Annotated in this window: 9 protein-coding genes; 4 read left to right on the top strand and 5 right to left on the bottom strand. The window is 66.9% G+C overall.

The annotated features are described in order from the left end of the window. Positions 1–408 precede the first annotated feature (408 nt). The 4 genes from rpoH (at position 409) to cydB (ending at position 4,577) form a co-directional block, all read left to right on the top strand. Entirely contained in the window at positions 409–1,344 is a 936-nt protein-coding gene (gene rpoH / locus U5768_RS19055; RefSeq protein WP_322031945.1) for an RNA polymerase sigma factor RpoH, read from the top strand. Between the two features lie 186 nt (positions 1,345–1,530). Further along, complete coding sequence (gene cydP, locus U5768_RS19050; protein ID WP_322031944.1) at positions 1,531–1,830, top strand: cytochrome oxidase putative small subunit CydP; 300 nt, start codon at positions 1,531–1,533, stop codon at positions 1,828–1,830. After that, complete coding sequence (locus U5768_RS19045) at positions 1,817–3,403, top strand: cytochrome ubiquinol oxidase subunit I (protein WP_322031943.1); 1,587 nt, start codon at positions 1,817–1,819, stop codon at positions 3,401–3,403. The genes cydP and U5768_RS19045 overlap by 14 nt, the downstream gene beginning before the upstream one ends. Positions 3,404–3,440: 37 nt before the next feature. Next, the gene (cydB, locus tag U5768_RS19040; RefSeq protein ID WP_322031942.1) at positions 3,441–4,577 is read left to right on the top strand and encodes a cytochrome d ubiquinol oxidase subunit II; all 1,137 of its coding nucleotides are present in this window, start codon (positions 3,441–3,443) and stop codon (positions 4,575–4,577) included. Between the two features lie 84 nt (positions 4,578–4,661). Here the strand turns inward: cydB and nagE are convergent, their stop codons facing one another. From nagE to U5768_RS19015, 5 genes are all read right to left on the bottom strand, one after another. Beyond that, positions 4,662–6,413, bottom strand: a complete 1,752-nt coding sequence (gene nagE, locus U5768_RS19035; protein ID WP_322031941.1) for an N-acetylglucosamine-specific PTS transporter subunit IIBC — start codon at positions 6,411–6,413, stop codon at positions 4,662–4,664. Between the two features lie 118 nt (positions 6,414–6,531). Then, positions 6,532–9,126 (bottom strand): phosphoenolpyruvate--protein phosphotransferase, encoded by a 2,595-nt coding sequence (ptsP, locus tag U5768_RS19030; RefSeq protein ID WP_322031940.1) that lies wholly within the window; start codon positions 9,124–9,126, stop codon positions 6,532–6,534. 12 nt (positions 9,127–9,138) lie between these two features. Beyond that, positions 9,139–10,146 (bottom strand): SIS domain-containing protein, encoded by a 1,008-nt coding sequence (locus U5768_RS19025; protein WP_322032030.1) that lies wholly within the window; start codon positions 10,144–10,146, stop codon positions 9,139–9,141. Continuing rightward, positions 10,139–11,242: an N-acetylglucosamine-6-phosphate deacetylase gene (nagA, locus tag U5768_RS19020; protein WP_322031939.1), complete on the bottom strand. Its 1,104-nt coding sequence runs from the start codon at positions 11,240–11,242 to the stop codon at positions 10,139–10,141. Before nagA ends, U5768_RS19025 begins: the two co-directional genes overlap by 8 nt. 76 nt (positions 11,243–11,318) lie before the next feature. Further along, entirely contained in the window at positions 11,319–12,053 is a 735-nt protein-coding gene (locus U5768_RS19015) for a GntR family transcriptional regulator (RefSeq protein ID WP_322031938.1), read from the bottom strand. Between the last annotated feature and the right edge of the window lie 36 nt (positions 12,054–12,089).

Genomic DNA, 12,089 nt, shown 5'->3' with positions numbered 1-12,089 from the left:
GTATGCGTCCGGGCACCGCGCTGCCGCGCCCTGATGTCGCGGGGCCGCACTTTCAGCTATGTCCCATGTCTATCTCCTGGTTTCCATGGCAAAGTCGCGCGCGCTGCGCCGCCCACTTTCATACGCCTGATTCCACCCTTTATTCCCGCGCCCATCGCGCCGGACTGCTGTTCCGCCCTAGAGTGTTCCTTCGGCCCATCCCGTGCGTTGGCCAGCGCCGGGCGCCAGGCCCCGCCACGCTTGCCTTACGGAGTTTGGTGTAACCTATCGATACAACCATTTCGATAGGAATCAAGGAACCTTGAAGCCCCTAAGGACTCCAAGTATTAGCACTCGGTGATTCAGAGTGCTAACATCCACCGTGGAGTCGCTGTCTGACTTTTGCAAGATTCCTGAGGAGTTCGCTACGTGAGCAACGCAATGATTATGACCCTTCCGAGTACGCTGAGCCCGTCGTCGGCCAAGGCCGGGGGCTCATTGGCGCTCGCGAATGCTTCCCTGTTGCCCGGTCAGTTGGGCAACATCGACGCCTATATTCAAGCCGTGAACCGGATCCCCATGCTGACGCCGCAGGAAGAGCGCCAGTTCGCGACCGAGTTTCGCGAGCAGAACAATCTTGAGGGCGCGCGCCGCCTGGTGCTGTCGCACCTGCGCCTCGTGGTGTCGATCGCCCGTAATTACCTCGGCTATGGTCTGCCGCACGCCGACCTGATCCAGGAAGGCAACATCGGTCTGATGAAGGCCGTAAAGCGCTTCGACCCCGAGCAGAACGTGCGTCTCGTGTCGTACGCCATGCACTGGATCAAGGCGGAGATTCACGAGTACATCCTGCGCAACTGGCGCATGGTCAAGGTCGCCACGACCAAGGCGCAGCGCAAGCTGTTCTTCAACCTGCGCAGCCACAAGCAGGGCCTGCAGTCGTTCACGCCGGAAGAGATCGAGGGCCTCGCGCAGGAACTGAACGTGAAGCGCGAAGAGGTCGTGGAGATGGAAACGCGCCTGTCGGGCGCCGACATCGCGCTCGAGGGCCAGACCGAAGACGGCGAAGAATCGTTCGCCCCGATCGCCTGGCTTGCAGACTCGCACAGCGAGCCGAGCGCGGTGCTGGCCGCACGCTCGCACGACCGCCTGCAGTCCGACGGCATCGCGAGCGCGCTCGAAGCGCTGGATGCGCGCAGCCGCCGCATCATCGAGGCGCGCTGGCTCAATGTCGAGGACGACGGTTCGGGCGGCTCGACCCTGCACGAACTGGCCGACGAATTCGGCGTGTCGGCCGAGCGCATTCGCCAGATCGAGGCGAGCGCCATGAAGAAGATGCGCACCGCGCTCGCCGACTACGCGTAAGCCGCAGCAGGCCTGACGCCAAACCGAAACCCCGTTCCCGCGAACGGGGTTTTTCTTTTGCGCGCCGCGAAGGCTGCGCACCTTCGCACCGTCCTCGCGGATTCCACCCTAAGATGATTTGCAGGTGGTGAGCCAGCAGCCGCGTCGCGGTCTGGCCTCGTAACGCGTTCGAGGGCACCCGTCGTCATGATTCCGGCTTCCGGTCAACGCCAGCGCACACCGTCGTTGTTGCGCACGCGAATCCAGCAATGGATGCGCGGCCCGACCTTCGCCCGCGATATTGCCCTCGTTCTCGCCGTCAAGCTCGTCCTGCTGATGGCGCTCAAATACGCGTTCTTCAATCACCCGCAGGCAGAAGACATGAAGATGCCGCCCGCCGCTGTCGCGCAGGCCATTCTGGCCGTGCCCATGTCATCGCAGTCCGAGCCGTCCGCGTCCCAACCTCAGACCAGGCCCCAGCGAGGAGACCGTCATGCCCACGATTGAATCGGTCGAACTCTCGCGTCTTCAGTTCGCCATCACCGCGCTCTACCACTTCCTCTTCGTGCCGCTCACGCTCGGCCTCTCGTGGCTGCTCGTCATCATGGAGTCGGTCTACGTAATGACCGGCAAGGTGATCTACAAGGACATGACGCAGTTTTGGGGCAAGCTCTTCGCCATCAACTTCGCGATGGGCGTCACCACGGGCCTCACGATGGAGTTCCAGTTCGGCACCAACTGGTCGTACTACTCGCACTACGTGGGGGACATTTTCGGCGTGCCGCTCGCCGTGGAAGGCCTCGCGGCGTTCTTCCTCGAATCGACCTTTGTCGGCGTGTTCTTTTTCGGCTGGAATCGCCTGTCCAGGGGCGCGCATCTCTTCACCACGTTTCTCGTCGCGCTGGGCTCGAATCTTTCGGCGCTGTGGATTCTCATCGCCAATGGGTGGATGCAGAACCCCGTAGGCGCTTCGTTCAACTACGAAACCATGCGCATGGAACTCACCAGCCTGTTCCAGGTGATTTTCAACCCCGTCGCGCAGGTGAAATTCGTGCACACGGTTTCGGCCGGCTACGTGACGGCGTCGATGTTCGTGCTCGGCATTTCGTCGTGGTATCTGCTGCGCCGGCGCGACGTGGAATTCGCGCTGCGCTCGTTCGCCATCGCCGCGGGCTTCGGCCTCGCGTCCACGCTCTGCGTGCTGATACTCGGCGACGAATCGGGCTACACGGACGGCGTCGTGCAGCAGGTGAAGCTAGCCGCCATCGAGTCCGAATGGGAGACCGCGCCCGCCCCCGCGCCGTTCACGCTGTTCGGCCTGCCTAACCAGAAGGAAGAGCGCACCGACTACGCGATCCGCATTCCCTGGCTGATGGGCATCATCGCCACGCGCTCGATCGACACTCCCGTGATCGGCCTGAAAGACCTCATGGGCCGCGCGGAAGTACGCATCCGCAACGGCATGCTCGCCTACGCCGCGCTGCAGAAGATGAAAGAAGGCACCGCCGACACCGAAACGCGCGACGTGTTCGAAGCGCATAAGGCCGACCTCGGCTACGGCCTGCTCCTGAAACGGTTCACGCCGAACGTGGTCGATGCGACGTCCGAGCAGATCAGGGCTGCGTCGAGAACCTCGATACCGGCCGTTGCGCCCGTGTTCTGGTCGTTCCGCGTGATGGTGGGTCTCGGCATCCTCTTTCTCGTGACCTTCGTGCTCGCCTTCTGGTTCTGCGCGCAACGCTCGCTGCTCAAGGGGAACCGCCGCTGGTTCCTCCGCTGGGCGCTAGTGGCGATCCCCCTGCCGTGGCTCGCCGCCGAGTTCGGCTGGGTCGTTGCGGAAACGGGCCGCCAGCCGTGGACCATCGCGGAGGTGCTGCCCACGCGCCTTTCGGCTTCGAGCCTCGCGCCCGGCGACGTGATGCTGAGCATTACGGGCTTCGTGATCTTCTACACGCTCCTGTTCATCATCGAGATCACGCTGATGTTCAAGTACGCGCGCCTCGGGCCTTCGTCGCTGCATACCGGCCGTTACTTCCACGAGCACACGGCGACGCTCGCGACCGACGGCAAGGTCACATGATCGACGCGAGACAACGAAAGATGCGAGGGAACACGCCATGGACTACGCAACGCTCAAGTTGATCTGGTGGGTGCTGATCGGCGTGCTGCTGATCGGCTTTGCGGTCACCGACGGCTTCGACATGGGCGCCGCCGTCCTGCTGCCCTTCGTCGGCAAGACCGACGAGGAGCGGCGCATCGTCATCAACACGGTGGGCGCGACGTGGGAAGGCAACCAGGTCTGGTTCATCACCGCAGGCGGCGCGATGTTCGCCGCCTGGCCGCTTGCCTACGCGGCGTCGTTCTCGGGCTTCTACTTCGCCATGCTGCTCGTGCTCTTCGCGTTGTTTTTCCGACCCGTGGGCTTCGACTATCGCGGCAAGCGCGTGGACGTGAGGTGGCGCCAGGGCTGGGACGTCGGTCTCTTCATCGGCGGTTTCGTGCCCGCGCTCGTGTTCGGCGTGGCGTTCGGCAATCTGCTGCAGGGCGTGCCGTTCGCCTACGACACGGATCTGCGCGTGACGTATCACGGCAGTTTCTTCGGACTCCTCAACCCGTTCGCGCTGCTCTGCGGGCTCGTGAGCCTTTGCATGCTCACCGCGCATGGCGCAGCGTTCCTGAAGATGAAGAGCGACGGCATCGTCGCCCTGCGCGCCTCGAAGGCGCTGCGGCTTTTCGCGGTGCTCACGGTCGTGTTGTTTCTTGCCGCAGGCGCGCTCGTGGCGACGCTCATCGGCGGCTATACGATCACGTCGCCCGCGCCGCTCGACACGGTGGCCAATCCGCTCCTCAAGAGCGTCGATTCGGGACCCGGGCTCTGGCTCGCGAATTACGGGCTTTATCCGTGGATGGTGCTCGCGCCGGCTCTCGGCCTGCTCGGCGGCGTGCTCGCGTTCGCACTCGCCGGCTCGCGCTTCGAGCGGCTCGCGTTCCTGAGCACGGGGCTGCAGATCGTCGGCGTGATTCTGACGGCGGGCTTCTCGATGTTTCCGTTCATCATGCCTTCTTCGCTCGATTCGCGCTCCAGCCTCACCGTCTGGGACGCGACTTCGAGCAAGATGACGCTCGAGATCATGCTCGTTGCCGTCGTCATTTTCCTGCCGATCGTGCTCGGCTATACGGCGTGGGTCTACCGCGTCATGCGCGGCAAGATTACCCCCGAGGCGATACGGGACAACCATCATACGTTGTACTAAGCGCTCGCCGGTTTCAGAACGCCGGAAACGAAAACGCCGCGGCACGTGCGCCGCGGCGTTGTTCATGGGCTTGCGGCGAACCGGTTAGGCCGGCTGGAGCGCCAGTTCACGCGCATAACGCGGCGCGGCGTCGCCGACCACGATGTGCAGCGTGTCCGCCGAAATCCACGCCACGTCGAGCGCGCCGAGCTTTTCGCGATCCACGGCCGCCGGATCGCGCACGATCACGCGCAGGCGCGTGGCCGCCACGGCGTCGAGCGAGACGACGTTGGCTGCGCCGCCGAACGCCGCGAGCCAGCGCGACGGATTCGGATCGAGCGGGCCCTGCGCGACATTTGCGCTCGCGCTCGGCTGTGCAGCCTGAGCCGCCGGGGCAGCCGCAGCGGCCTTGCCAGCCGACACACCGCCGCGTGCGATCTCACCGCGAATTTCGTCGGCGATGATGTCCGCTTCCGGCCCGATGATGACCTGCACGCTTTCGCCGCCGCGCTTGAGCACGCCGCGCGCGCCGATTGCCTTCAGCGCCGGTTCCGAGACATGCGCCGGATCGGCCACTGAGAGACGCAGACGCGTCGTGCACGCATCGACCACCTTGAGATTGGCCGCGCCGCCCAGCGCATCGATGTAGCGCGCAGCACGCGAGAGCGAAGCCGCCGTTGCCGCGCCGCCAGCCGCCACCGCCACGCCCGACATCGACGAGGCGAGCGCCGTATCGTCCGCCGACGCCTCACGGCCCGGCGTGGGCAGATTGAAGCGGCGGATAAAGAAGCGGAACAGCCCGTAGTACACGACCGCATAGACCGCGCCGAGCGGTATTGCGTACCAGCCATGCGTGGATAGCCCGTAGTTCAGCACGTAATCGATCGCGCCGGCCGAGAACGTGAAGCCGAGCTTGATGCCGAGCAGCGAGCAGATCGCGAGCGACAGGCCCGTGAGCACCGCGTGGATCGCGTAGAGCACGGGCGCGAGGAACATGAACGTGAACTCGATCGGCTCGGTCACGCCCGTGAGGAACGAGGTGAGCGCCATCGAGAACAGCAGGCCGCCCACCATCGCGCGCTTTTCCTTCGGCGCTTCGTGCAGCATCGCGAGGCACGCTGCCGGCAGGCCGAACATCATCACCGGGAAGAAGCCGGCCATGAAACTGCCCGCCGTGGGGTCGCCCGCGAAGAAGCGGTGCAGGTCGCCCGTGACGGCCGCGCCGCCGGCTGCCGGCGTGAACGAGCCGAACACGAACCACACGAGCGAATTGAGGATGTGGTGCAGGCCCGTGACGAGCAAAAGACGGTTGAGCAAGCCGTACACGAAGGTGCCGATCGCGCCCGCCGTGGTGAGCCAGTGGCCGGCGGTGTCGATCACGCCCTGCACCGGTCCCCACACGTAGCCGAACACGATACCGAGCACGAGACATGTGAGCCCTGTCACGATCGGCACGAAGCGTTTGCCGCCGAAGAACGCGAGGAACTCGGGCAGCTTGATGTCCTTGAAGCGGTTGTACAGCATGCCCGCGACGACACCGGCCACCACGCCCGACAGCACGCCCATGTTGAGCTTGTCGTTGATGTCCTTCATCACGGCGGTCTGGACCAGATAGCCCAGCGCGCCCGCGAGGCCGGCCACGCCGTTGTTGTCCTTCGCGAAGCCCACGGCGATGCCGATTGCGAACAGCAACGGCAGGTTATCGAAGATCGCGCCGCCCGCGTCGGCGATGATCTTGATGTTGAGCATGTCGGCCTGGCCGAAGCGCAGCAGGATGCCGGCGACCGGCAGCACTGCGATGGGAAGCATCAGCGCGCGGCCGAGGCTTTGTATCTTGAGAAACGGATTGCCATCCATTGAACTGCCTCCAGTCTCTATCTCTTGCGTGACGTGTGGGTGAGAGAAGCCGGCGCGCGATCGCTGCGCACGCCGGCATGTTTTTAAGGATTGCTTAGGGTAGGTGTAAGAAGAACCTTCAATCGAGCGGCCAGCTTTCGCGGCTGGCCGCACGCACGGCTTGCGCCGATTCGAGCGCGAGCGCGCTTTGCGCGCGCTGGCGGCAGTCGTCGTAGTCGAGCTTGCGCACGCGCGCCTTGATCGACGGCACGGACACCGGATCGACGGAGAGCTCCGTCACGCCGAGGCCGACGAGCAGCGGCACGGCGAGCGGATCGCCCGCCAGCGCGCCGCATACGCCCACCCATTTGCCGTGCTTGTTCGCGCCCTCGACCGCCGCCGCCACGAGGCGCAGCACGGCCGGGTGCAGGCCGTCCGCCTGCGCCGCGAGATCGGGCTGGCAACGGTCCATCGCGAGCGTGTACTGCGTGAGGTCGTTGGTGCCGATCGAGAGGAAATCGGCGTGGCGCGCGAGTTGATCCGAGAGCAGCGCCGCCGAAGGCACCTCGATCATCACGCCCACTTCGATCGGCTCGGTGCGGCCCGCTTCGCGCGCGAAGGTGTCGATGCGCTCGCGCAGACGCACGAGTTCGCCCACGTCCGTCACCATCGGCAACAGGACGCGCACCTTGCCCGCCGGCTTCACGGCAACGAGGGCGCGCAACTGGTCGTCCAGCAGATCGGGGCGCACCTGCGCGAGACGGATGCCGCGCAAGCCCAGCGCGGGGTTCGGCTCGGGCGGCAGCGTCAGATAGTCGACTTCCTTGTCGGCGCCCACGTCGAGCGTACGGATGATCGCCGTGCGGCCCGCGAGCGCGTCCGTGATGGCCTGGTAGCTCTGAAGATGTTCCTCCACCGTCGGCGCGGCCTGGCGATGGATGAACAGCAGTTCCGTGCGCAGCAGGCCCACGGCGTCCGCGCCGTTTTCCACGGCCGTGTGGGCGTCGTCGAGCGTCGCGATGTTCGCGGCGACTTCCACCGCGTGGCCGTCGCGCGTCGCGGCAGCTTCGTGCGACGTGCGGCGATTCGCTTCGCGCACGCCGGCCTGGCGCTGCTTCTCGTTGCGCGCGCTTTCCACGTCGAGCGGGCTCGGCGCGTACGCAAAGCGCCCTGCGCCCGCATCGACGACGACTTCGGTTCCTTCAGGCACCGTATGAAGCGCGTCGCCGAGCGCGACGAGCGCCGGAATGCCGGCCTGGCGCGCGATGATGGCGGCGTGCGAGGTCGCGCCGCCGCGCGCCATGACGAGCGCCATCACGCGCTTGCGGTCGAGCGAGGCAAGGTCGGACGGCGTGAATTCGTCGGCGGCGAGCACGGCTTCTTCGGGCAGCGCGCGGGCGGCCGTGTTCGAAAGCCCGAGCGCGCGCAGCACGCGCTTTTCGAGGTCGCGCAGGTCGGCGGCGCGCTCCGCGAGCAGCGGGTCCTCCACCTTGCCGAGCACAGCGATCTGCGCGCGAATCGCCTCGCGCCACGCGTAGCCCGCGCTCTTGCCGAGGCTGATCGCATCGCGCGCGGCGTCTACGAGCGTCGGATCTTCGAGCAGCACGCGGTGCATTGTGAAGATGCCCGCCTCGCCGATCGCGCCGCGCTGCGAAGCCGTGCGCACGCTCTGGTCCAGTTCGGCGTCCACGGCGGCGATCGCCTTGTCGAGCAGGCGGCTTTCCGCAGCCGACGCGCCGCTCGCGAGTTCGGGCGGCGTGAGTTCGGCTTCGTCCCAGCGCACCAGCTTGCCGACCGCGATACCCGGCGCCGCGCACACGCCGGCGAGCACGCCCGGCCCGGCGCTGGGCGCCACAGCGGCAGCGGCTTCCTTCATCGCGGGCGCGGGCGAAATCTGCCGCGCCGGCGTTTCGCCGGCCTCGCCCGGCGCTTCGCGCAGGAGTTCGTTCGCTACGGCGTCCACGGCGCGCTGCGCGTCGCTGCCGATGCCCACGAGTTCGATGGTCGCGCCCTCGCCCGCGCCGAGCGCGAGCAGGCCCACGACGCTTTCGATGGCCGACTTGCGCTCGCCAAAGCGGACCTCGACGCGCGCGTCGATGCCGCGCACCGCTTCGCGCGCCCGCGCGGCGGGCCGCGCATGGAGGCCGCCCGCATGCGCGAGCGTAATGCCGCGGCGCACTTCGTTCGCAACGAGTTCGTGGACGGGAGCGATCTGCGCGCCGTCACGCGCGCGCAGTACGAGGAGCGCGGCCTTGCCTGCTTCGACGTGACCCGCGCCCGCGCGCTCGATCACCTCGAACGCATCCGAATTGGCGATCGCGACGACCGAGACGAGGCTCGGCGCAGTGCACGCCACCACGTCGAGATCGAATTCGATCAGCGTGTCGCCGAGCCGCACCTGCGCGCCCTGCGCGACTTTCGGCGTGAAGCCCTTGCCGTTCAGCTCGACCGTGTCGATGCCGACGTGCACGAGCACCTGCGCACCTTCGGCCGTTTGCAGCGTGACCGCGTGGCCGGTGCGCGCAAGGTGCACGATGACGCCGTCACACGGCGCGACGACACGGCCGACGAGCGGATCGACGCCGATGCCATCTCCGAACAGGCCTTCCGAGAACACCGGATCGGGCACCGACGCGAGCGGCACGACCGGCCCGGTAAGCGGCGAAACCAGCACGATGTGCCCCTCGACGCGAGTATGCGGATCCATCAGGCGAGACTCCTCGATGCGTTCCATTCGCTTTCCAATCTAGTGTGTTTCGGTGACTTTGTTCAGGTAACGCGGCTCGTCGGGGTTGCGCCCGCGCGCGGCCGCAAGTCCCGCCGCCATGACGTAGAACGACAGGATGGCCGCGATGGGATCGAGCGCCGCATCGGCGGCCGTTTCGAGCGGCAGCGCAGCGCCCGCTACGTCGGCGGGCGCCGCGAGCAGCACGCGCGCGCCGCGCTTTTCCATGTCGCGGGCAAACTCGATCAGACCCGCCTGCTCCGGCCCGCGCGGTGCGAACACGAGCAGCGGGTAGTCGCGGTCGATCAGTTCCATCGGGCCGTGGCGCACTTCGGCGCTCGAAAACGCCTCGGCCTGGATGCCCGAGGTTTCCTTGAGCTTGAGCGCCGCTTCCTGCGCAATGGCGAGACCGGGACCGCGGCCGATAACAATCATCTGTTTGACGTCGCGCAATTCATCGACGGCCTTCGACCAGTCGAGCGTGCCTGCGCGATCGAGCGCGTCGGGCAGCGCGCGCACGGCGTCGAGGAACGCGGCGTCGCGCTGCCAGAAGCCGACAAGCTGCGCCGACATCGCGAGCATCGCGATATAGCTCTTGGTGGCGGCCACGCTGAGTTCGGGGCCCGCGAGCAGCGGCAGTTCCGTGCCAGCGGCCTCGGCGAGCGGCGAACCCGCGACGTTGACCATCGCCGCCGTCAGCGCGCCGGCTTCGCGCAGGGCCTTGATCGTCGCAACGAGATCAGGACTCCTACCCGATTGGGAGAAAGCAAGAGCGAACTGGCCGCGCACACGTAAGGGCGCCTGTTGGAGCGTGGCGATCGACATCGGCAGCGTGGCTACCGGCACGCCGATGCGGCTCATGGTAAGCGCGGCGAAATAGCTCGCCGCGTGGTCCGAACTGCCGCGCGCGACGGTGAGCGCGACGTGGCGCGGCTCGGCCGCAAGCGCCTGGGCGAGCGCCTGAACGCGCGAGGTATCCGCGAGTTGCGCGGCGACGACGCTGGCCGAGGCCAGCGCTTCTTTAAGCATATTCGACAATCGATTCTCCTTCGACATAGGTCGCGGTGAGCGCCAGCGCGCGATCGAACACGTTGACATCGGCCCATGCGCCGCGCACGAGGCGGCCACGGTCTTCGATGCCGAGGTAGTCGGCGGCATAGCGCGACAGACGCGCGGAAACATCGGCGATCGGCAGGCCGATCGAAACGAGGTTGCGCAGCGCCTGGTCCATGGTGAGCGTGCTGCCCGCGAGCGTGCCATCGGCGAGACGCACCCCGCCGAGGCATTTCGTCACGTGCTGGCTGCCGAGGCGGTATTCGCCGTCGGGCATGCCGGTGGCCGAGGTGCTGTCGGTCACCACATAAAGACGCGGAATGGCGCGCAGCGCGGCGCGGATCGCGCCGGGATGCACGTGCAGCAGGTCGGGAATGATCTCCGCGTACTCGGCGTGCGCGAGCGCCGCGCCGACCACGCCCGGATTGCGGTGATGCAGCGGCGACATCGCGTTAAAAAGGTGCGTGAAGCCGCAGGCGCCGTGCTTGAGCGCGGCCACGGCGTCGTCGTAGGTCGCGAGCGAGTGGCCGATCTGCACGCGCACGCCGCGCGCCGCCATCTCGCCGATGATCTCGATATGGCCCGCGATCTCTGGCGCCACGGTCACGACGCGAATCGGCGCGATCGAGAGGTACTTGAGCACTTCGTCGAGCACGGCCGAAACGGCGGCGTCGGGCTGCGCGCCGAGCTTGCCCGGATTGATGTATGGGCCTTCCAGGTGCACGCCCAGCACGCGCGCGCCGCCCGCCGTGCGGTTGCGCGTGACGTTGCCGAGGCCCGCGACCACGTTCATCAGCTCGTCGCGCGGCGCGGTCATGGTGGTGGCGAGCAGGCTCGTGGTGCCGTAGCGGGCGTGGGTGCGCGCGATGGTTTCGATCGCGTCGCCGGCTTCCATCACGTCGGCGCCGCCGCCGCCGTGCACGTGCAGGTCGATGAAGCCCGGCAGGATGTAGGGCGCGTCGTTGTTCGCCGGATCGGTGGCCTCGCCCGTGATCGCGGTGACGCGTCCGTTCTCGAACGACAGCGTGCCGTGGATCCAGCCTTCAGGTGTGAGTATGTTTCCGCTCAGCATGAGAGTTTTCCGATGAGGCGCATCCAGGCGCGGTAGGACGTTTCGGTGACGTGCGTGAAAGAGACTGCGGCGGCGTTCATTGGCGCAACTCCGCAACGAAGTCGTAGTAGCCGTCGCGGCAATAGGTGTCGGTCAGCTCGATGGCGCGCTGATCGGCGGAAAAGCCCACGCGCGTGATGACGAGCAGCGCCGCGCGCGGTTCGACGCCCATGAGCGCGGCGATCTCGCCTGTCGCGTTGACCGCGCGAAAGTGCTGCAACGCCCGCACCACGGGCACGCGGCGTTGCTCCAGATACGTGTACAGCGAGCCTTCGATGGCTTCCGGGTCCGGCACGATCGACACAGGCAGCGCCGAATGCTCCACGGCCATCACGGTGCCGTCGGCGCGGCGCAGGCGGCGCAGGCTGGCGACCGAGGCGCCCGGCGAGAGGCCAAGCTGCACGATCTCCTCGCGGTGCGCGGGCCGCACCTCGCGCGCGAGCCACACCGAGTCGGGCGTGAAGCCGCGCTGCTCCATCTTCTTCGTGAAGCCCGTAAGGCGCGAAAGCGGATCTTCCACGCGCGGCGTAATGAAGCTGCCCGCACCGCGCGCGCGCCGGATCAGCCCCTGCTCCACGAGCAGCTCGATCGCCTTGCGCGCGGTGATGCGCGACACGCCGATAGCGTCCGACAGCGTGCGCTCCGAAGGCAGCGCCTCGCCGGCAGACCACACGCCGCAGTGAATGGCGGTGGCCAGGTTGCGCGCGAGCTGCAGATAGAGCGGCGTCACGTTGCGCGCATCGGGCATCAGGGCAGACCAACGGGTTTCCATGGACTAGGCGCCAGCGGTTGGACGATCGTGGGGGGC

The organism is Paraburkholderia sp. J76, assembly GCF_905220295.1.
Taxonomy (GTDB): domain Bacteria; phylum Pseudomonadota; class Gammaproteobacteria; order Burkholderiales; family Burkholderiaceae; genus Paraburkholderia.
The sequence above is the reverse complement of the archived record's forward strand: the minus strand, read 5'-3'. Positions and strand labels throughout refer to the sequence as shown.

Excerpts from the sequence above, each read along its gene's own strand:
- cydP (WP_322031944.1), top strand. The coding sequence starts at position 1,531 with ATGATTCCGGCTTCCGGTCAACGCCAGCGCACACCGTCGTTGTTGCGC.
- U5768_RS19045 (WP_322031943.1), top strand. The coding sequence starts at position 1,817 with ATGCCCACGATTGAATCGGTCGAACTCTCGCGTCTTCAGTTCGCCATC.
- cydB (WP_322031942.1), top strand. The coding sequence starts at position 3,441 with ATGGACTACGCAACGCTCAAGTTGATCTGGTGGGTGCTGATCGGCGTG.
- nagE (WP_322031941.1), bottom strand. The coding sequence starts at position 6,413 with ATGGATGGCAATCCGTTTCTCAAGATACAAAGCCTCGGCCGCGCGCTG.
- ptsP (WP_322031940.1), bottom strand. The coding sequence starts at position 9,126 with ATGGAACGCATCGAGGAGTCTCGCCTGATGGATCCGCATACTCGCGTC.
- U5768_RS19025 (WP_322032030.1), bottom strand. The coding sequence starts at position 10,146 with ATGCTTAAAGAAGCGCTGGCCTCGGCCAGCGTCGTCGCCGCGCAACTC.
- nagA (WP_322031939.1), bottom strand. The coding sequence starts at position 11,242 with ATGCTGAGCGGAAACATACTCACACCTGAAGGCTGGATCCACGGCACG.
- U5768_RS19015 (WP_322031938.1), bottom strand. The coding sequence starts at position 12,053 with ATGGAAACCCGTTGGTCTGCCCTGATGCCCGATGCGCGCAACGTGACG.